Below are 18,081 nucleotides of genomic sequence, written 5' to 3'. Positions count from 1 at the left end.
CCCCCTCGCGCAGAGACCAGCGGCTACCCTGAACGACATGGACCAACAGCCCGGAAGCCGCGGCGAAATCCGGGACTTCCTTGTCAGCCGACGCGCCAGAATCACCCCCGCGCAGGCCGGACTTCCGACCAGCGCCCGTCGCCGGGTCGCCGGACTGCGGCGCGAGGAGGTCGCCGTCCTCGCCGGCGTGAGCACGGAGTGGTACACGCGGCTGGAGAAGGGTCACATCGGCGGCGTGTCCGAAGTTGTTCTCGACGCGGTTGCTCGCGCCCTGCGACTGGACGACGACGAACGCACCTATCTGTTCGACCTGGCCCGGTCATCGCGGCACGTCGGTCGCACGCCGACGCGTCGCAGGGACGTCGAGGTCCCGCCCCGGGTCCAGTGGCTGCTCGACTCCATGACGACGTCCTCGGCATTCGTACGCAACGGCCGCACGGACATCGTGGCCGGCAACCCGCTGGCCCGGACCCTACTCGTACCGATGTTCGACAGCGCCACCGTCGACAAGCACGGCCGCCCGAACATCGCTCGCTACATCTTCCTCGATCCCGGTGCACATGACTTCTTCGTCGACTGGGACGCCGCTGGCGTCGCCACCGCCGCACTGCTGCGTGCCGAGGTCGCGCGCGAGCCTCGCGACCGGGCCCTGCGCGAACTCGTCGGCGAGCTGTCCACCCTCAGCCCCGAGTTTCGCAGCCGATGGGCCGCGCACGACGTTCTGATGCGCCACGACGGCGTCAAACAGCTCCAGCACCCCGAGGTCGGCCACCTGGAACTGGCCTTCCAGTCCCTCAACCTGCACCTGTCGGACCGAGCCGTGCACGACCTGATCATCTACACCGCCGAACCCGGCACCGCATCCGAGGACCGGCTCAAACTCCTCGCCATCTGGGCAGCTACGCAATCTCGGGCAGCACAGCCCATCCGCCACTCCCCTCAGCCCGGACCCTAGAGTGCCGACGGCCAAGGCGGTTGGCGCGACGGGGACCCCCCGCTGGGGGCGAGCACAGTCACGTGCTCGCCCGGTTCACCCCCGCTCGGGCGGAGGTAAACCGCGCCGGAGCGTTGACCCGCTCGGGGCGATAGGTAGTCTCCGCGCAGGCGGAGCGTCGCGATGGTGCGGCGAGGGCCGACCTCATCCTGGATATTGGCCCGGATCTGCTGGGCGATCGTTGGTACGGGTCTGACTCTGGCCGCACACACCGAACGGCCCGGCACGACCAGCTGGAAGTCCTCCCGGCGCCGCCCTGCGCTAGGCACGCCCGGATATCACTTGTCCACACGTCGCTCGTCGTAGTGACAGCGGGCGGCTTCGACCGCGTCGAGGTGACCGACGGCCCATTCCAGTACGGCGTGCACAGGGGGCCGAAGGGTCCGGCCCAGGGGGGTGATCCGGTACTCGATCGCCACCGGATCCGTGGACACGACCGCTCGCTCGACCATGCCGTTGCGCTCCAGTCGTCGCAGGCAGGCGGTCAGTGACTTCGGGGTGACAGCGGGCATGTGTTGCCGGAGTTCGTTGAAGCGTCGGGGGCGGTCGCACAATGCGGCCAGTACCAGTAGGGACCACTTGTCGAAGAGCTGGTCGAGCAACTGCCGGCCAGCGCCGTTGAGCTCCACTTCGGGCACGGCGGTCTCCTTCGCGATACCTGATTTCGTTGAAGTGTATCCGCACTACTAGGTATACCTCGTATACTTACCGACGACGGCCTGACGGCGAAACGGGAATCATGACCGACGCGTACTCGACCCTCAAGATCTCTCTCACCAGCGGCGTGGCACACGTCGTGATCGACAACCCTCCCATCAATCTGCTCGACGCCGTCCTGATGACCGACCTGGACCGGTTCGCGGACGCCATGTCCGGCGACCACGACATCCGGGTGATCGTTTTCGACAGCGCGGACCCGGACTTCTTCATCGCGCACGGCGACATGACGGCAGCCGACGACCCCGCGACGTTCGTCGGCCTGCCCATCGCACCCGGACAGGACCAGACCCTGAACCCGATGATGCGGCTCCACGAACGCATCCGGTCACTGCCGCAGATCACCATCGCCAAGCTGCGCGGACTGGCGCGCGGCGGCGGTGCGGAACTGCTGTCCGCGATGGACATGCGGTTCGCATCACTGGAGCGCGCCGGAATGGCCCAGATGGAGTGCCGGCTGGGAATCATTCCGGGCGCGGGAGGCACCGCGTACCTGCCCGGTCTCGTGGGCCGCGCCCGCGCCCTGGAGATCATCCTTGGCGGGCAGCTGATCGATGCCGCGACCGCGGAACGGATCGGCTGGGTGAACCGGGCCGTGCCGGACGCCGAACTCGACCACGTCGTCGACACCCTCGCCGCCCGCATCGCCGCTCTGCCGCCCGGTGTCGCCCGTGCCGCGACCGAAGCGGTCGACACCGCGGTCGAGTCGACCACTCACGGCCTGCGGAAGGCCAACGAGCTCCTCAGTGAACTCTTCAGTGAGCCCCCTGCAGCCCGTCTTGCCAAGGCTGCACTGGCCGCCGGCGCACACACCCGCGACGGAGAGCGCCGCCTTGAGGCTCTTGTCGACGACATCACCTGACACTTCCTACCGTGATGCCTTCAGGCGTCGCCAGCAGATGAGTCCGCATCCGAGGGTGAGGAAGACACCTCACGACCTCAAGTCGTCAAGCCGCAGCGGCCAAGGCAGTTGGGAATGCGGTGTTCTCATCGAACAGTTCGCGTCGCTGGGGCAGTGGAACATCTGTCCGAGCATGCGGTTGAAGAGGTTGCGCTGGGCGGCAGCGTGCCAGTCCCCGTGCTCGTCGCGGCGGCGACGGTAGTGGTCCATGGCTCCGGGCGAGGCCCTGAGGGCGGAGAAGGCCCAGAGGTAGCCGGCGTGGTTGAGGCGGTCGTTCTTGACCCAGCGGCGGGTGATGCTGGACTTCTTGCCAGAAGCCCGGGTGATGGGCGAGGAGCCGGCGTATGCCTTCAGGCCGCGGGCGTCGGCGAAACGGCCGCGGTCGTCCCCGATCTCAGCGAGCACCCGGGCGCCGAGCTGGACGCCGAGGCCGGGGAAACTGAGGATGATCTCAGCGTCCGGATGCTGAGGGAAAGCTTCCTCCACTGCCTGGGCGAGGTCGGCGGTAGCCGTGCAGGCGGCCTGGAGCTGGACCAGGAGGGCGAGCATCTGCTTACCGAGCGCGACCTCGACGAGGGCAGGTTGGCGGGTGTAGTCCTCGCGGAAGACCTCACGGAGGCGTTCGGCCTCGGCTTCGATACCGCGTTGGCGGCCAGCCCGCTTGAGGGCGGCTTGGAGCTGGGCGCGAGTCAGTCGAGCAGCTCGCCTGGGAGTTGGAGCCAGCTTGAGGACTTCGTTGGCTTCAGAGCGGCAGAGACCGTTCTTCCAGGACTCGAACGCCGCCAGGGAATCGACGAGCGCAATCGCGTCCCGCTTGAACTCCTCGGTGTACCGCTTCGTGTACGTGCTTCCCACCTGGTGCTACTTCCTCTGGAACCTCAAGATTCCAGTCTCCAGGTGTCCACGATCAAGGGGAAGCTTCACCGCTGTGGTCGGAGCGATTCTGAACAGGCGTGATGCCCTCCTTATGTGGTGGGTGGAATCCTTCAATGATCGTGACGAAGGCCGGTTTCCGTAACCGGCGATCACCGGCCATGTTGCTGCGCCGCCGGGGCGGACGCTCGCGGCTGCTGTGCACGTACATCTCCGCGGTGCTACTGGTCTGCCTGGTCCTCAATCCCACCCTCGGCTGGTCCTGGCCCGACTGATCCAATCGCCGCCCTGGTCATTGCAGGCATCACGGTCAAGGAAGGCCGTGACGCCTGGCAGGGCAAGGGCTGGTACGCCCCCACCGCCCACACCCCACCGGCCCTTGGCGGGTCCGGCGCGGTCGGGGCGGACGCGTGCGGCTGCGAGCCAGGCTGCACCTGCCATTCGTGAACACCTTGTTGCCGACCTGCGGCTCAGCAGCTTGGCCCGTCGATACTGACCGGGCGATCAAGGAGCGGCCTGGGCAGCGGTGGAGTGGGCGATCTGGGCAGGGTTCGCGGCCGGCCTGCTGATCTCGACGATGACCGCTTCGGCCAGCGTGTTCGGGGGCGATCCTTCTCCTCCCCGTTCAGCTCAGCGTCCTCGGTGTGCCGAGTCCGGCGGTCACGCCGATGAGCCTGCTGTTCAATGTGGTGGCCGGGCCGGGCCCACTGAGGCTCTACCGCCGCGACGGCGCTCTGCGCGGTTCACTGGCCCGGCGCCTCGTCGCCTGGACGCTGCCCGGCGTCATCGTCGGCGCCGCCGTTCGCGTGTTTGCCCTCCCCGGCCCCGGCGTCTCCGCCTTCCTGCTGCCGATCGGCACCTGGCTGTGCTTGCGCACCCTGCGCCCCGCCCGGAACCGACCGGCCGAGCTGTCGGCCGATGGCGCTGACAGGGCGCGATCGCTGCGGCGACTGAGCACCCCCAAGTCGCTCTGTCTTTCAACTACTTGAACGAGATGCTGCGGTCTCGGGGGTGCCGGTGTGGCCTTGTTACAGAGTCGGGTAGTCGGTGTAGCCGCGGTGGTCGCCGCCGTAGAAAGTGTTCATGTCGGGCTGGTTCAGGGGCGCCTGGGTCTGCCAGCGGTGGACGAGGTCGGGGTTGGCGATGAAGGCGCGTCCGACGGCGACGAGGTCTGCCTGGTCGTTGTCGAGGAGGGCCTGGGCGATGGTGGCGTCGGTGACGGGGTCCCATCCGTTGCTGACGGTGCGGGGGCCGGCGAAGCGGCGGGAGACGTCCTCGATGAGGGGTGTGGTGGGGTCTCCGATGGTGTGCAGGTAGGCCAGTCCCATGGCGGACAGGGCGTCGATGAGCGTGCGGTAGGTGATGGCGGTGTCGTCCGGGTCGTCTTCGATGGCGCCGTGGAGGTTGATGGCGGGTGAGATGCGGATGCCGACGCGTTCGCTGCCGATGGCGTCGCAGACGGCCTGGGCAACCTCGATGACGAAGCGGGCGCGTGCTTGGGGGGTGCCGCCGTAGGGGTCGGTGCGCTGATTGGTGTTGGGGGCGAGGAACTGGTGGAGCAGGTAGCCGTTGGCGGCGTGGAGTTCGATGCCGTCGAGGGCGGCGTCGAGGGCGGCCCGTGCGGCGTGGGTGTATTCGTCGATGACGGAGGGGATTTCGTCGGTGTCCAGGGCGCGGGGGGTGGGGTGGGGCTGGGGACCGGTGGGGGTGAACATCTCGCCGGGGGCGGCGATGGCGCTGGGGGCGACGGTTTCGGCGTGGTGCTTGTTGTCGGGGTGGGAGATGCGTCCGGCGTGCATGATCTGCGCGACGATGCGTCCGCCGTTTTGGTGGACGGCGTCGGCGACGGTGCGCCATGCGGCGATCTGGGCGGGCGTGTGCAGGCCGGGTGAGTTCATGTAGCCCTGGCCCACGGTGCTGGGCTGCACGCCTTCGGTGATGATCAGGCCGGCGGTGGCCCGCTGCCCGTAGTAGTCGGCCATGAGGTCGGTCGGCACACCGTCGGGGGTGGCGCGGTTGCGGGTCATGGGCGCCATGACGATGCGGTTGGCCAGTGTCCACTTGCCGACGGTCACCGGTGAGAAGAGGTCTGCCATGAGGGGTCTCCTATGGGATGAGGGCTGCGCGCGCCGTAGAGGGTGGCGCAGCCGGGGTGCTGCGGGGTGGGTGGGGTTTTCAGGTGCGCCGGATGGTGACGACGGTGTCGGTCACGGTTGCTGTCTGGCCGTTTGGGCCGGTCGCTTCACGTTCGGGGGTGGCTAGGCGGACAGGGGTGAACCGGGCGGGGCCCAGGCCTAGTTCGTCGAAGACTTCTTCGGGGCGGAGGAAACGGGTGTCGGGGTCGGTGTTCCAGGCCCAGGGGCGCACAGAGCCGTGGTCGACGATGAGGAGGAGTCCGCCGGGGGTGAGGGCGTGGGCGGCCTGGCGCCGGATGTCGGCGCCGGGGAGGTCGCAGGGGGTCTGGAGGTACTGGGCGCTGATGAGGTCGAGTGTTCCGGCGGGGAAGGTTTCGGCGAGGTCGTGCTGCTGGGTGACAGGCGGTCGGTGACGCCTGCGCGTGCTGCGTGCTGTGTAAGGCGCTGCAGTGCGGTGGGGGCGATGTCGACGGCGGTGACGTGCCAGCCGTGGGTGGCGAGCCATTCGGTGTCGCCGCCTTCGCCGCAGCCCAGGTCCAGGGCACGTCCGGGAGGAGAGAGCTGGTCTGCGGTTTCGGCGAGTACCGGGTTGGGGTCGCCCTTCCACACGGCGTCTTTGCCGCGGTAGAGGTTGTCCCAGAACCGGGCCGCCTCGGCCGGGGACTGCGCGTTGTGGGTGGAGTCGTGCATCGGGTGGCCTTTCGGTCAGTGGGCGGGGGCCGGAGTGGTGGGCTCAGCCGAGGGGGACTTGGGGGTTTTCACCAGGACGGCCAGGGCGAGGACGGCGGTGGCCATGAGGGCACCGGCGACGATGAACGCGATGCGGTAGCCGTGCAGGAAGCCCTGGAGCTGCAGGGCCTGGGATGCTGCGCCGCCGGCCGGGGTGCGGGGGGTGAGGTAGCCGGTGACGGCGGCGAGGTAGAGGGTGTTGAGGAGGGCGGGGCCGAGTGCAGCGCCGATCTGCTGGCTGGTGGTGAGGGCTGCGCCAGCCACTCCGGCGTCGCGCGGATCGACGCCGGACAGTGCGACGTTGGGGCCCGCCAGGAAGAACAGACCCACGCCGACGCTCACGAGGATCTGGGTCGGCAGGACCTCCCCGGTGTAGGCGGAGGCGGTGTCCAGGCGGGTGAGCCAGAGCAGTCCTGCGGTGGCCAGGGAGGTGCCGGCGACCATCAGGGGCTTGGGGCCGAAGCGGGTGACCAGGGGCGGGCCGAGTGTGGTAGCGGCGATGATCCCGACGCTAAAGGGCAGGAAGGCGACGCCGGCCTGTAGCGGGGTGTAGTGGAGATTGACCTGGAGGAAGTACGTCATGAAGAGGTTCATGCCGAACATGCCCGCGCCGATGAGGAGGTTGGCCAGGAACACCCCGGCCCGGTTCCGTTCCATGACCACCCGCAGCGGCAGCAGGGGGTGGGCGGTGCGGCGTTCCACGAGGACGAACGCGCTCAGCAGCAGGGCGGCGACGGCCAGGAGGATCAGGGTGGCGGGCGCTGTCCAGCCGCCGCCGTCGGCTGCCTGGGTGAAGCCGTAGACGAGGGCAACCAGCCCGCCGGTCACCAGGAGGGTGCCGGGGAGGTCGTAGTGCCGGTCGCCCGCGGCGCGGCTCTCCCGGACATAGGGGCGGGCGGCGAGGGCGACGATCAGGGCGATGGGGACGTTGATGTACATGCACCAGCGCCAGCCCGCGTAGTCGGTGAGGACGCCACCCAGGAGAAGCCCGACGGCTCCTCCGCCGCCCTGGAACGCGCCGAAGATCCCGAATGCCTTGGCGCGTTCTTTGGGGTCGGTGAAGGCCACGGTGATGAGGGAGAGCGCCGCGGGTGCCAGGAGCGCGGCGAAGGCGCCCTGCAGGGCGCGTGCGGTGAACAGGGTGCCCGGGTTGGGTGCCAGGCCGCCGAGCGTGGAGGCCGCGGCGAAGCCCAGCAGTCCGATGACGAGGATGCGCTTGCGGCCGGCGAAGTCGGCGATGCGCCCGCCCAGGAGCAGCAGCCCGCCGAAGGCGAGGGCGTAGGCCGTGATCATCCACTGGCGGTTGGCGTCGCCCATCACGAGATCGCTCTGCGCCTGCGGCAGCGCGATGTTCACGATGGACACGTCCAGCACGACCATGAGGGTGGCGACCGACGCGACGATCAGGGCCATCCAGCGCCGCGGATCCGGTGCATCCGCGTCCTGGCCCTTTGCGGCGGTGCGGGCGGGGGTAGACATCGGCAGCTCTCCAGAGCAATGAGGGGCAGGGGCTCGGTGGTCCACGGGATACGTGCTCCACGACGCCAGGAGAGTGCGTCCAGTCCTGAAGAAGTTGCAATCTCTCATGCCGGTTCAGCAAGATGCGGAGCATGGACGACTTCGAGAACGTGCTGGCCGGTGTCGGGCCCCGGCTGCGGGACCTGCGCCGCCGGCACACCGTCACACTGGCCGCGCTGGCCGACCTCACAGGGATCTCGGAGAGCACGCTCTCCCGCCTGGAGGGCGGAGGCCGCAAGCCCAACCTGGAGCTGCTGCTGCCCCTGGCCCGCGCCTACAACGTCCCGCTCGACGAGCTCGTCGGCGCTCCGGAGACGGGCGACCCCCGCGTGCATCTACGCCCCGTCACGCGCGACGGCATGACGTACGTGCCGCTGACCCGCAGGCCGGGCGGCATGCACGCGCACAAGCTCGTCATCAGCCCCGCCGCGGGTGAGCCCGAGCTCCGGACGCACGAGGGCTATGAGTGGATCTACGTTCTCAACGGCAGGCTCCGCCTTCACCTTGATGACCGCGTCCTGGTGATGGCGCCGGGGGAAGTCGCGGAGTTCGACACCCACGTCCCGCACTGCCTGGGCCCCGACAACGACCAGCCCGTGGAACTGCTGGTCATCTTCGGCAAGCAGGGCGAACGCGCCCACCTGCGCGCCCGCCCCGCCTGACACCCCGCCCACGAAGGGCAGCCCTCCCGTTACCGGCCGGATTCGGGGGGCAGCATCGAATCCAGGCCGTGGCGGCGATCACCCAGGACCCGCTCGCACACGAGTGCCTCAGTGGCCGGGCTGACGACCTGAGTGGACCGGCGGCGGGCCACTGCCTCGTCGGCGTCGGCATTCACCAGGTCGGCGTTGATCGCCGCAGCCGCCGCCACTCCGGACGCCTGCACGGCGGGCAGGCCGCCCATCAGATCGGTCACGTTGCCCGCCACGTACACCCCGGGAACCTCGGTCGCGCCGCCCGGTTCGCAGGGAACGTAGGTGCCCACTCCCATAGGGTGCTCCACCGGGTCGACTCCCAGGCCGGAGAGGACTTCGCTGCGCGCCACGAACCGCGGGGTCACCACCAGCGCTTCCACCGGGATGCGCAGGCCCTCGGCCAGCCGGACAGCGCTCAGGGCGTCGTCGGTGATCTCCAGACCGGTCACCTCGCCCTGGACGACCTCGATCCCGCGTGCCGCGAGGCGCTCCCACTGCTCCTCGCTCGGCTCGGGGCCGTTGTGGAGGAATAGCGTGACGCGCGGTGACCACTGGCGGAACAGCAGCGCCTGGTGCACCGACGCGGCGCTGGTGCCCAGCACCCCGATCGCCTTGTCGCGGACTTCCCAGCCGTGGCAGTACGGGCAGTGCAGCACGTCGCGCCCCCACCGCGCCCCCAGCCCCGGCACCTCCGGCAGCTCGTCCGACAGGCCCGTCGCCACTAGCAGGCGGCGGGCACGGAACGTCCGGCCGCACTGCGTGCCCACGACGAACCCGCCGTCCGTCCGGCGTGCGGACGTCGCGCCTTCCTGAAGCAGAGCGCCCCCGTAGAGAGCCACCTCGATACGGCCGGCATGCAGCAGATCCCGCGGCGCCACCCCGTCGCGCGTCAACAGGCCGTGGGCCGCGGCAGCGGGGGCGTTGCGCGGCTGCCCGGAATCGAGCACCAGCACCGAACGCCGGGCCCGGGCCAGGGTCAGCGCCCCCGACAGACCAGCGGTTGCACCGCCGACAACAACGACATCAAACTCTTCGGGCATCTCTTCCGTGTTCATGCGGCCCACCGTGCTGCGCCCCCGCCACCGGTGCCACTTCTCTTGCTGAACCAGCAAGGCGCTTCCCTGTAAATGGGGGTTGAGCCCACGCCGGGCGGTCGCCTCGCGAGGAGCGCTCGTTCCCCTCCGTCGCCGGAGCGTCCCGTTCCGGGGCGCCGCAGCCCCGCCGGGAGGACCTCGACGGCATGCACTCCGCCGCGCTACTGAACGTTACCGCTGCCCATCATCACGCGGAAATGCTCGATCGGTGCTCATGATCGCGCGGAAGCACTCGTGGAACCGCGGAGCCTAGACAAACCGTAGCGTCATCGCTTGCTCCCCTGTGAGTCAGTTGCGCACAGTTGCGCGACGACCGTCCCGCGTTGAGGAGTCGACGCTCAAGGCCCTGCACGGAACGAAGCCGCCACTCAGGCCGGTGGGCCGTGACAGCCTGTTGTCCGTGCGGGTGAGCGAGCGCCACGGCTGCGGTGTCCGGGGGTGCGGCGCCTTTACCGTGCGGGCCATGGAACTCGCCCCGATGCCTGAGCCACTACGCCAGGAGGTTCACGAACTCGTCTCCGAAGCGGTCATGAACTGCCAGGAGGTGCTGCGCTACACCGAGCCGGATCTCGCACGCGACTGGAAGCGGATGACGCTGATCCGCGCCACCGACGCCTCCGCCACGCTGAACATGGCCTCCATCTGATCGCCGCCTACTGCCAGCGCACCGGCATGGCCATGGACACCCTCGCGTCGCATCTCCAGACCCGGCAGCAGCGCAGCCGGGCAGTTGGCCCGACGGATTCAGACCGACACGAAATCGCCGGGATGCTCGGGGAACCACTTCCGCCCGAGGCGGACCAGGACACGCCGACGTGGTTCTCCTGGGGCCAGCGGCACGCGGAAGGAAGGTCGATGGCCGAGGCCGATGAACAGCAACTCTTCACCGAGGCTTGTCTCCACGGGCTGCGGGCCAAGCTCTGCGACGACCTCGGCTCGCTGGACCGCTTCCCGCCGCAGGTGGCAGCGATGGCCCGCAAAGTCGCCGATGCCCTCGAAGTTCCGGAGCCGGCCACGACCTGACACCGGAGTCGCACCTTCGTTGGACAGCGCGACTCCAGAAGGCCGGGCCCCGGAGACTCTGATCCTCCGGGGCCCGGTGGTGTGTCCGACTCGGGGTCAGATGTTCCCGGCCGCCGTGGTGGCGAACCCGCCGGCGGCTTCGGTGTCGGTCATGAGCAGGACCTGCGTCGGGTGGGCGGTGATCCCCTGCACAACGTGGAAACGGCCCGGGTGCCGGCTGCTCTTCGGAACGGGGTGGATCTGCGGGGTGAGCTGGGCCCAGCCGCGGATGGCGACCCGCACGAGGATCACAGTGGAGAACTGCTCTCGTCCCAGGAGAGAGACAGGCGAAAGGTGGGCCCTGAGCTACGGATCTGTGAACAACCTGATGGCGCAAAAACCCTGTTGCGGGTCATGACGTTGCTGACACCGACGGGGAGTTCGGCGTTCCGTGAGAGCTGCCCGGCGCCGGCGCTCGGCATTGTCCGACTTCAGTCAGGTACTCGCTCATCGCATCACGGTTGCGGATGAGTACGTCGATCCGCTCGGTGAGCCGGTCCCGCTCGGCGGCCAGCAAGGCCAGCATCTCCGGTGTTGCATCGGGAAAGTGGATCGATCGAGGTTTGTCCAGGCACGGAAGGATCTGCTTGATGATGCGAGTGGGGAGCCCCGCATCCAGCAGGCCACGGATTTGGTTGACCCGGTCCACGTAGCGGTCGTCATACTCCCGATACCCGTTCGCGCCCCGGTCCGGGACAATCAGCCCCTGCTCCTCGTAGTAGCGAAGTAGCCGACGGGACGCACCCGTCAGTCGCGACAATTCACCGATCCTCACACCCGCCGAAGCTACTCGGCGCACCTCGACTTGACCATCACATCTATGTGAAGGTTTCAAGATTCGGTCCATGACCACCACGTCTTCTGACACACAGTCTCGTACGCGACAGGTTGGCCTGCCATGGTCTGCGCTGTTGGCACTGGGGACTGCCGTCTTCATCACGAGCTTGACGGAGACTCTGCCTGCCGGTGTGCTGCCCGAGATGTCGGCCTCACTGGGCACCAGTTCAGGTGCTGCCGGCCAGGCCGTCACCGTCTATGCGGCCGGTACGGCGTTGACCGCGATCCCGCTCGCCACGGCGACAGCATCTGTTCCGCGGAAACCACTGCTGCTCGGCGCCATGGCCGTCTTCCTCGTGGCCAACACCCTGACTGCGGCTGCACCGGGATACATCGTCCTGCTTGCGGGCCGGTTCCTCGCCGGCGTGGCCGCGGGCCTGGCCTGGGCGATCCTCGCTGGCTATGCCCGTCGTATCGCACCTGCCGGCTTGGAAGGGCGCGCCATCGCAGTGGCGATGACCGGGATCCCAGTGGCGTTGTCCCTGGGAGTTCCGGCCGGTGCGCTGATCGGTGAACAGGTGGGATGGCGGGCGGCGTTTGGCGCTGTCTCCCTGCTCACTCTTGCCGTCATCGGCTGGATCAGCGTGTCCGTCCCCGGCGCGGGGCAGCTCGCCATTGAACAGGCTGGCACCAACGGTTCGGACCCCGCACCACAATCAGCGAAGTCGCCCCTGCGGCAGACCCTGGCGGTGCCTGGGGTCGCGCCGATCATGGTCACGGTCACGACGTTTGTTCTCGGGCACACGATCATCTATGCCTACATCGCTCCCTACCTACAGCACGCTGGGCTGGGGCCAGCGACCGACGCGGTTCTCCTCGCTTTCGGTGTCGCATGCCTGGTGAGTATTTGGTACGTCGGACGCCATGTCGACCGCCGACTACGGACTCTGATGGTCACCGGCTCGGTGCTGTTCACTTTCGCCACCGCAGCTCTTGCCGTCAGCACCACACACGCGATCGTTTGGGTCGCCGCTGTTCTTTGGGGCCTGGGGTGGGGCGGTGCCCCGACCTTGCTGCAAACCGCAGCCGGACAAGCCGGAATGCGGCGCAGCAGCGCTGCCGCTGACACCGCGCAAGCCGTCCTCGTCACCCTCTGGAACGCCGCGATGGCCTTTGGTGGCATCATCGGTGGTCTCCTGCTGCAAAGCTCGGGCGTCACCGTGGTCGCCGTGTCAGCCGCCGCCCTCGGGGCAGTCAGCCTGCTCATCGTCGCCGGGGCCCGACACCACGCATTCCGCAACACTCAGGCCACGCCATGACCCACGCCAACGCACCCCTGAGTGTTGAAGGACGCCGGCGTCTGGTCAAACGTTGCCGCACTCGGCCCATCGCGCACGTCGCCGCAGAGATGGGCATCTCCAGGGCGACCGCATCGAAGTGGGTCAATCGCTACCGCCATCACGGCGAGCTTGGGCTACACGACAGAAGCTCGACGCCATATCGCCAACCGACTGCGACCGCACCCGACATGGTCGCGAGAATCGAGAAGATGCGGCGTACTGACAAGTGGTCAGCGGCCCGCATCGCCCACGAACTCGCAGCAGATGAGACCCGGGTCTCCCGACGTACGATCAGCCGCCACCTGGCCGACCTTGGACTCAACAGGCGCAAGTTCATCTACCCGAGCGGTGACACCAACCGTGAACCACAGAAGATCGTCGCCCGGCGGCCTGGTCACATGGTGCACGTCGATGTGAAGAAGGTCGGCAGGATTCCCGACGGCAGTGGCTGGCCCGCCCACGGACGCGGAAGTGCCAACGCTGAAGACGCCGAGTGCTCGAAGACTACCGCGATCGCGTTCATGCACCGAGCACGAGCCTGGTTCGCCGCCCACGGCATCACCTACATCGAGCGGATCGTCACAGACAACGGTGCCTGTTACCGAGCCGACGCGTTCGCCCGGGCAGTCCTGGGGGCGCGGCATCAACGGATCACTCCATACACGCCCCGCCATAACGGGAAAGTAGAGCGCTACAACCGGATCATCTCCGAGGAGTTCCTCTACGCCCGCACCTGGACATCCGAAAACCAACGCCGGGAAGCCCTCGCGGTCTGGAACATCCACTACAACTACCACCGCCCCCACACCACAGCGAACGGGCAGCCGCCAGCATCACGGCTACGCGAAGGCGTCAGCAACGTCATGGCCTCCTCCAACTATCAGTTGTCGGGACGGTCACCACAGAAGTTGGGCCAGAGCCCGAGTAGTGGCGTCGGTTGTTCACGGGGTCGGGAGGCGCCCAGGTCCATGGTCGGGCGATGTTCACGAGTTTCGACAGGGCTGGGTTACTTGCCAGCGCGGCATCGAGGTGCTCCTGGTGAAAAGCCCTGTCCATGCCGCAGACGAAGTGGGAACCGGAATACGTATCCGGCGCCGTCCGTTGCTATTGATCATGAAGGCAATCACATTGCAGCGTTACGGGGGCCCAGAAGACCTGGCGCTCACAGACCTGCCGACCCCGAAGGTCGCCCCCGGTGAGGTCCTCGTCCGGGTCAAGGCGGCCGGCGTCAACCCGGCGGACTGGAAGCTCGCCGCCGGTTATCTCGACGACGTCATGGAGGCGCGCTTCCCCTTCATCCCGGGCTGGGAGGTGTCCGGTGTCGTCGAAGCGAGAGGCTTTGACGCCACCGAGTTCGAGGTCGGCGACGAGGTAGTGGGCTACATCTGCAAGGACTGGGCGCAGAACGGCGGCTATGCCGAACTCGTGTCCGCGCCAGTGCGCACTCTCGCCCGCAAGCCCGAGTCCCTCAACTGGCTGCAGGCCGCTGGGCTGCCGCTGGCCGGGCTGACGGCCTACCAGGCCATCCAGCGGCTCGGCATCGGCAGGGGCGACACAGTGCTGATCCACGCGGCTTCCGGCGGAGTCGGCTCGTTCGGCGTGCAGATCGCCGTCGCTCGTGGAGCGCGCGTCATTGGCACCGCCAGCGAGCGCAATCACGACTACCTCCGCAGGCTCGGCGCCGAACCCGTCACCTACGGCGACAGCCTGTCGGACCGGATGCGCGAGCTGACGCCCGACGGCGTCGACGCGGCACTCGACTTCGTCGGCGGTGACGCGGTGGCCGTCTCCCAGGAAGTGCTCAAGAACCCGAAGCGGGTTGCCTCCATCGTCGATGCCACCGTCACCGAGAAGGGCGGCCACCTCGTGTGGGCCCGCCCCAGCTCGGACGACCTCGCCGCGCTGTGCGCCCTCGCGGACTCCGACAAGCTCTCCGTCACCGTGGACCGCACCTTCCCTTTGGCCGAGGCGGCCGACGCCTGGCGGGCAGTCCAGGAAGGCCACACCCGCGGCAAGATCGTGCTGGATGTCGAAGCGAGCTGATCCCCGGCCGTCGCCGACCGCCTCACTATCAACGGTGCCATCATCGAGATCGGCACCCACTCCTACCGCCTCATAGGCATGCGAGCCCGAGCCGAGGAACCGGCCAACCGGCTGACCATGCCAAGCCCTTAACTCAACGGCCCGCCGCCCGAAGGGCGGCGGGCCGTCACCGTGCAGTGACTTCATTTCTCATGACAGCAGCAGCCTTCAAGATCCCTAACTGATGCCGAAACCAACGTCCAAACGCTGCTGTTTCAAGTGAACGAAGTCATGCGCGCCTCGCAGAGGTGTCCTGTCTCAACGAAGCTAGTCGTCCGCATGCGGTGACCTGCGTGGACTGAGTTGGATGAGACAGATCGACCCGGTTCGCCGAGACGAAAGACCGGAGCCGACCCGCGGGGACTGAGAGGACATCTCGGTGGGGCCTCACTCACGCGAGGCCCCACGACGGGATCAGACGGTGAGGACGAGCTTGCCCTGGAGGTGACCGCCGTCGAGCAGCCGGTGCGCGACGGCGACGCGCTCGAACGGGAACGTCTCCTGCACGTGGATCCGGAGCCTGCCCTGTTCGACGAGTTCGACGAGCCCTCGCAGGGCGACCGGATCGGGGTCGACCGCGATGCCGCTGAAGCGCATCCCGGCCGCCGCGTACTTGGCGACGAGGGCCGAATCCCCCTCGGCGACCGCCGTCACCAGGTGACCGCCTGGGCGGAGTACTTCGAGCGACCGCTCGACGGTGTCCCCGCCGATCGTGTCGAGCACGACGTCGATGTCGCGGACCGCCTCGGTGAAGTCGACCGCCGTGTAGTCGATCACCTCGTCCGCGCCGAACTCCTCGACGAACTTCCGCTTGCCCCCGCTGGCGGTCGCGATCACGTGCGCACCGAGCGCTTTCGCGATCTGGATCGCGACGTGGCCGACACCGCCACCACCGCCGTGGACCAGGACGCGGTCGCCCTCGGTCACGCCGGCGAGGTCGACGAGCCCCTGCCACGCCGTCAGCCCGACGACCGGCAGGGCCGCCGCCTCGACGTGCGAGAGCGACGCAGGCTTGCGTGCCAGGTGCAACGCCGGCGCAGACACGACCTCGGCGTAAGCGCTCCCCGCCCGTGGGAACAGTGGCATCCCGAACACCTCGTCGCCGGGCCTGAACCTATACGTCAGCGATCCCTCCTCGACCACGCCGCTGATGTCCCAGCCGAGAATGAATGGCGGCTGGCCGAGCAGCGGGGGAAACTCGCCGGCGCGCAGGAGCGCCTCCAGCGGGTTCAGCCCGATCGCCTTGACGCGGACGAGAACCTCGGTGGGGAGGGGCTGGGGCTCGGGCGCGTCCACGACGGTGAGCACCTCGGGACCGCCGAACGTCTGCTGGGTGATGACTCGCATGATTCTCCTGGCTCTGGAGGGGGGAGAGAACCCAGGCTATGAATCTGATAGGAACCAGCAGGTACCTTCGGCGCAGGTACCTTTGGCGCATGAGCGGTTTCTGTCCCGGCGATCCCTTTCTCGCCGACTGTCCGGCGCGGCTGGCGGTCGAGGTGATCGCCGACAAGTGGACGGTGGTCGTGCTCTACGGCCTCAGCAAGGGCCCGGTGCGCCACGGCGAGCTGATCGAGCTGATCGGCGGCATCTCCCGCAAAATGCTCACCCAGACGCTCCGACGGCTCCAGGCGCACGGACTCATCCGCCGCCACGCCTACACCGAGGCGCCGCCACGCGTCGAGTACGAGCTCACCTCGCTCGGGGCCACGCTGATCGAGCCGATCCACATGCTGACCGAGTGGGCCAGGGCGAACGGCGACGCAGTGCTCGAAGCGCTCGATGCGCTCGACGCCGACCCTGCGTCGGTCGCCCATAGCGACTGAGACCTCCCGCCAGGGACCGCCCCTTCAGACTCACCCCAGCCGGTACGGCCGTCCAGCACCCCAGCGCACTCAGCCGCGCGACCAGGTTCGCTGAGACAGAAGGACGAACGACTCGGTTCGTTGAGAAGTGACTCTATTGAGTGAGACGGGACAACAAAATCTGTGCCAGAGCCTCTCCAGGAACAGCGTCTATCGACGAGTTACGGAGGCGTTCGTTGATCAACTTGCTCTCGGATATCGACGGAACTGACGGCATCCGCGCGGCGCTGAGCGCTGGACTGGCGTTGAGGCGCCAGGTCCAAGGACGGTTCCCGATACGGGGTCCTGTCGCCGTCCTCGGCGGCGGCGAGAGTCTGCTGGGCGGCAGTGCGAGGACAACCCGCACTGCTCCTTCCCCTCGCCCGTGCCGGCGGTGCCCGTGCCGGTCGACCGCTGCTACCCGGATCGCCCGTACGCGACCTGGCGCACGGTCGCCACGGTCTCCCCGCTCCCGCGGCAGGCCGAAGGGGCCCCGTACATTCAGATCGAGACCGGCGTCCAGCCTCTGGAGAACACCCTCTTCCGCTTCTACCAGAACCTCACCGGCCGCAACTGCTCGAACGGCGTACTCGACCCGTGCACCGCGTGTGCGGAGCTGTTCATCCGTGGCTTCCCTCGAACGCGTCCATCAGCATCGACGGCCGCACCCAGAAGGCCAACTCGGTGTGCCGGCAGAGCGACCCCGGGCTGCGGTTCGTCACCACAAGCCAGCGCGTCTCCCCCATCGGGCCCGGCGGCACGGCGTTCCAGTGGCCGGTCTTCCCCTGCGGCACCGGCTTCTGCATCGAGATCGTCACCTCACAGAAGGTCACCGTGCACGACTCCAGCGGCAAGAGCACGACCGTGAGCATCGGAGCCGATGCCCGTGTCTCCATCTCCCCCGTCGCCCGCTTCGACGCCACCTGACCCAGGACGCACAGGTGCCAGCGCCTGCCGCGAACGACGGGGACGGGCACCTGGTGCCGCGTCAGGACAGCGGCGTCACTTCACGAGGACCACCGAGTTCACCGGCGTCATGTCGTACGAGATGGTGGTGACCAGACGGTTGACGTCGCCACAGTTGGTGCCGTTGTACCCCCGGCAGATCTGGTAACCCGCTCCGCCGGTCTGGTTGTTCACGACGTCGCGGACGCCGAGCACTTTTTCCAAGTTGTGTTGTCGTCGGGCGGTCTTCGAGCCAGAGCCGACGGTCTGACATGCCTTGGTGGCGCTGACGCCCTGCTGCATGAGCGGGAAGTACGCCTCCCGCTCATGCGACAACTGCATGCGTTCCTGAGCCACGGTCCGCAGCTCCCGGCT

18 protein-coding genes and 4 pseudogenes are annotated in these 18,081 nt (G+C 68.1%); 12 read left to right on the top strand and 10 right to left on the bottom strand.

The window, feature by feature from the left end:
- Nucleotides 1-37 precede the first annotated feature (37 nt).
- On the top strand, nt 38-955 hold the full coding sequence (locus OG385_RS36610; RefSeq protein ID WP_266862404.1) for a helix-turn-helix transcriptional regulator: 918 nt from the start codon (nt 38-40) through the stop codon (nt 953-955).
- Nucleotides 956-1,272: 317 nt separating this feature from the next.
- Here OG385_RS36610 and OG385_RS36605 read toward each other — a convergent pair whose 3' ends face one another.
- A complete protein-coding gene (locus tag OG385_RS36605) occupies nt 1,273-1,632 on the bottom strand; it encodes a helix-turn-helix domain-containing protein (protein WP_266862402.1) in 360 nt (119 codons plus the stop codon).
- Between the two features lie 101 nt (nt 1,633-1,733).
- On the opposite strand from OG385_RS36605, the gene OG385_RS36600 reads away from it, so the two are divergent.
- A complete protein-coding gene (locus tag OG385_RS36600; protein ID WP_266862400.1) occupies nt 1,734-2,573 on the top strand; it encodes an enoyl-CoA hydratase/isomerase family protein in 840 nt (279 codons plus the stop codon).
- 85 nt (nt 2,574-2,658) lie between these two features.
- Here OG385_RS36600 and OG385_RS36595 read toward each other — a convergent pair.
- Nucleotides 2,659-3,401, bottom strand: a pseudogene (locus tag OG385_RS36595) (transposase); the annotation flags it as partial.
- A 278-nt stretch (nt 3,402-3,679) separates the two neighbouring features.
- Between OG385_RS36595 and OG385_RS36590 the strand changes: the two are divergent.
- Both OG385_RS36590 and OG385_RS36585 read left to right on the top strand, forming a co-directional pair.
- Nucleotides 3,680-3,932: pseudogene (locus OG385_RS36590) on the top strand (cation transporter); the annotation flags it as partial.
- 130 nt (nt 3,933-4,062) lie between these two features.
- Nucleotides 4,063-4,390 (top strand): annotated as a pseudogene (locus OG385_RS36585) (sulfite exporter TauE/SafE family protein); the annotation flags it as partial.
- Between the two features lie 123 nt (nt 4,391-4,513).
- On the opposite strand, the gene OG385_RS36580 reads toward OG385_RS36585, so the two are convergent.
- From OG385_RS36580 to OG385_RS36570, 3 genes are all read right to left on the bottom strand, one after another.
- Entirely contained in the window at nt 4,514-5,581 is a 1,068-nt protein-coding gene (locus tag OG385_RS36580) for an alkene reductase (RefSeq protein WP_266862398.1), read from the bottom strand.
- A gap of 198 nt (nt 5,582-5,779) precedes the next feature.
- Nucleotides 5,780-6,310: a class I SAM-dependent methyltransferase gene (locus OG385_RS36575; RefSeq protein ID WP_323183980.1), complete on the bottom strand. Its 531-nt coding sequence runs from the start codon at nt 6,308-6,310 to the stop codon at nt 5,780-5,782.
- Between the two features lie 15 nt (nt 6,311-6,325).
- The gene (locus OG385_RS36570) at nt 6,326-7,828 is read right to left on the bottom strand and encodes an MFS transporter (protein WP_266862395.1); all 1,503 of its coding nucleotides are present in this window, start codon (nt 7,826-7,828) and stop codon (nt 6,326-6,328) included.
- Nucleotides 7,829-7,950: 122 nt separating this feature from the next.
- Here OG385_RS36570 and OG385_RS36565 point away from each other — a divergent pair, with 122 nt between their 5' ends.
- Nucleotides 7,951-8,529, top strand: a complete 579-nt coding sequence (locus tag OG385_RS36565) for a helix-turn-helix domain-containing protein (protein ID WP_266862393.1) — start codon at nt 7,951-7,953, stop codon at nt 8,527-8,529.
- Between the two features lie 29 nt (nt 8,530-8,558).
- Here OG385_RS36565 and OG385_RS36560 read toward each other — a convergent pair whose 3' ends face one another.
- Complete coding sequence (locus OG385_RS36560; protein WP_266862391.1) at nt 8,559-9,617, bottom strand: NAD(P)/FAD-dependent oxidoreductase; 1,059 nt, start codon at nt 9,615-9,617, stop codon at nt 8,559-8,561.
- Nucleotides 9,618-10,119: 502 nt separating this feature from the next.
- On the opposite strand from OG385_RS36560, the gene OG385_RS36555 reads away from it, so the two are divergent.
- A complete protein-coding gene (locus tag OG385_RS36555) occupies nt 10,120-10,302 on the top strand; it encodes a hypothetical protein (RefSeq protein ID WP_266862390.1) in 183 nt (60 codons plus the stop codon).
- Nucleotides 10,303-10,511: 209 nt separating this feature from the next.
- A complete protein-coding gene (locus OG385_RS36550; RefSeq protein ID WP_266862389.1) occupies nt 10,512-10,679 on the top strand; it encodes a hypothetical protein in 168 nt (55 codons plus the stop codon).
- A 96-nt stretch (nt 10,680-10,775) separates the two neighbouring features.
- Here OG385_RS36550 and OG385_RS36545 read toward each other — a convergent pair whose 3' ends face one another.
- Both OG385_RS36545 and OG385_RS36540 read right to left on the bottom strand, forming a co-directional pair.
- Complete coding sequence (locus OG385_RS36545; RefSeq protein ID WP_266862387.1) at nt 10,776-10,961, bottom strand: hypothetical protein; 186 nt, start codon at nt 10,959-10,961, stop codon at nt 10,776-10,778.
- A 109-nt stretch (nt 10,962-11,070) separates the two neighbouring features.
- Nucleotides 11,071-11,493: a MerR family transcriptional regulator gene (locus OG385_RS36540; RefSeq protein WP_266862504.1), complete on the bottom strand. Its 423-nt coding sequence runs from the start codon at nt 11,491-11,493 to the stop codon at nt 11,071-11,073.
- Between the two features lie 70 nt (nt 11,494-11,563).
- On the opposite strand from OG385_RS36540, the gene OG385_RS36535 reads away from it, so the two are divergent.
- The 3 genes and pseudogenes from OG385_RS36535 to OG385_RS36525 all read left to right on the top strand — a co-directional run bounded on the left by OG385_RS36535 (nt 11,564) and on the right by OG385_RS36525 (nt 14,878).
- On the top strand, nt 11,564-12,814 hold the full coding sequence (locus tag OG385_RS36535; RefSeq protein WP_266862385.1) for an MFS transporter: 1,251 nt from the start codon (nt 11,564-11,566) through the stop codon (nt 12,812-12,814).
- Nucleotides 12,811-13,707: pseudogene (locus tag OG385_RS36530) on the top strand (IS481 family transposase); the annotation flags it as partial. The gene OG385_RS36535 and the pseudogene OG385_RS36530, both read left to right, overlap by 4 nt.
- 241 nt (nt 13,708-13,948) lie before the next feature.
- On the top strand, nt 13,949-14,878 hold the full coding sequence (locus OG385_RS36525; RefSeq protein ID WP_266862383.1) for an NADP-dependent oxidoreductase: 930 nt from the start codon (nt 13,949-13,951) through the stop codon (nt 14,876-14,878).
- 453 nt (nt 14,879-15,331) lie between these two features.
- Here OG385_RS36525 and OG385_RS36520 read toward each other — a convergent pair whose 3' ends face one another.
- Nucleotides 15,332-16,264: an NADP-dependent oxidoreductase gene (locus tag OG385_RS36520; RefSeq protein ID WP_266862382.1), complete on the bottom strand. Its 933-nt coding sequence runs from the start codon at nt 16,262-16,264 to the stop codon at nt 15,332-15,334.
- An 89-nt stretch (nt 16,265-16,353) separates the two neighbouring features.
- Here OG385_RS36520 and OG385_RS36515 point away from each other — a divergent pair, with 89 nt between their 5' ends.
- Together OG385_RS36515 and OG385_RS36510 are read left to right on the top strand one after the other, a co-directional pair.
- The gene (locus OG385_RS36515; protein WP_266862381.1) at nt 16,354-16,743 is read left to right on the top strand and encodes a helix-turn-helix domain-containing protein; all 390 of its coding nucleotides are present in this window, start codon (nt 16,354-16,356) and stop codon (nt 16,741-16,743) included.
- Nucleotides 16,744-17,367: 624 nt separating this feature from the next.
- Nucleotides 17,368-17,688, top strand: a complete 321-nt coding sequence (locus OG385_RS36510; RefSeq protein WP_266862379.1) for a hypothetical protein — start codon at nt 17,368-17,370, stop codon at nt 17,686-17,688.
- A 75-nt stretch (nt 17,689-17,763) separates the two neighbouring features.
- Here OG385_RS36510 and OG385_RS36505 read toward each other — a convergent pair whose 3' ends face one another.
- On the bottom strand, nt 17,764-18,063 hold the full coding sequence (locus tag OG385_RS36505; RefSeq protein ID WP_266862377.1) for a hypothetical protein: 300 nt from the start codon (nt 18,061-18,063) through the stop codon (nt 17,764-17,766).
- Nucleotides 18,064-18,081 lie beyond the last annotated feature (18 nt).

The sequence above is a fragment of the Streptomyces sp. NBC_01306 genome, from assembly GCF_026340465.1.
Lineage (GTDB): Bacteria > Actinomycetota > Actinomycetes > Streptomycetales > Streptomycetaceae > Streptomyces.
The sequence above is the reverse complement of the archived record's forward strand: the minus strand, read 5'-3'. Positions and strand labels throughout refer to the sequence as shown.

What these genes read in the sequence shown, in the direction of transcription:
- OG385_RS36610 (WP_266862404.1), top strand. Translation starts at nt 38, where the DNA reads ATGGACCAACAGCCCGGAAGCCGCGGCGAAATCCGGGACTTCCTTGTC.
- OG385_RS36600 (WP_266862400.1), top strand. Translation starts at nt 1,734, where the DNA reads ATGACCGACGCGTACTCGACCCTCAAGATCTCTCTCACCAGCGGCGTG.
- OG385_RS36580 (WP_266862398.1), bottom strand. Translation starts at nt 5,581, where the DNA reads ATGGCAGACCTCTTCTCACCGGTGACCGTCGGCAAGTGGACACTGGCC.
- OG385_RS36575 (WP_323183980.1), bottom strand. Translation starts at nt 6,310, where the DNA reads ATGCACGACTCCACCCACAACGCGCAGTCCCCGGCCGAGGCGGCCCGG.
- OG385_RS36570 (WP_266862395.1), bottom strand. Translation starts at nt 7,828, where the DNA reads ATGTCTACCCCCGCCCGCACCGCCGCAAAGGGCCAGGACGCGGATGCA.
- OG385_RS36565 (WP_266862393.1), top strand. Translation starts at nt 7,951, where the DNA reads ATGCGGAGCATGGACGACTTCGAGAACGTGCTGGCCGGTGTCGGGCCC.
- OG385_RS36560 (WP_266862391.1), bottom strand. Translation starts at nt 9,617, where the DNA reads ATGAACACGGAAGAGATGCCCGAAGAGTTTGATGTCGTTGTTGTCGGC.
- OG385_RS36555 (WP_266862390.1), top strand. Translation starts at nt 10,120, where the DNA reads ATGGAACTCGCCCCGATGCCTGAGCCACTACGCCAGGAGGTTCACGAA.
- OG385_RS36550 (WP_266862389.1), top strand. Translation starts at nt 10,512, where the DNA reads ATGGCCGAGGCCGATGAACAGCAACTCTTCACCGAGGCTTGTCTCCAC.
- OG385_RS36535 (WP_266862385.1), top strand. Translation starts at nt 11,564, where the DNA reads ATGACCACCACGTCTTCTGACACACAGTCTCGTACGCGACAGGTTGGC.
- OG385_RS36525 (WP_266862383.1), top strand. Translation starts at nt 13,949, where the DNA reads ATGAAGGCAATCACATTGCAGCGTTACGGGGGCCCAGAAGACCTGGCG.
- OG385_RS36520 (WP_266862382.1), bottom strand. Translation starts at nt 16,264, where the DNA reads ATGCGAGTCATCACCCAGCAGACGTTCGGCGGTCCCGAGGTGCTCACC.
- OG385_RS36515 (WP_266862381.1), top strand. Translation starts at nt 16,354, where the DNA reads ATGAGCGGTTTCTGTCCCGGCGATCCCTTTCTCGCCGACTGTCCGGCG.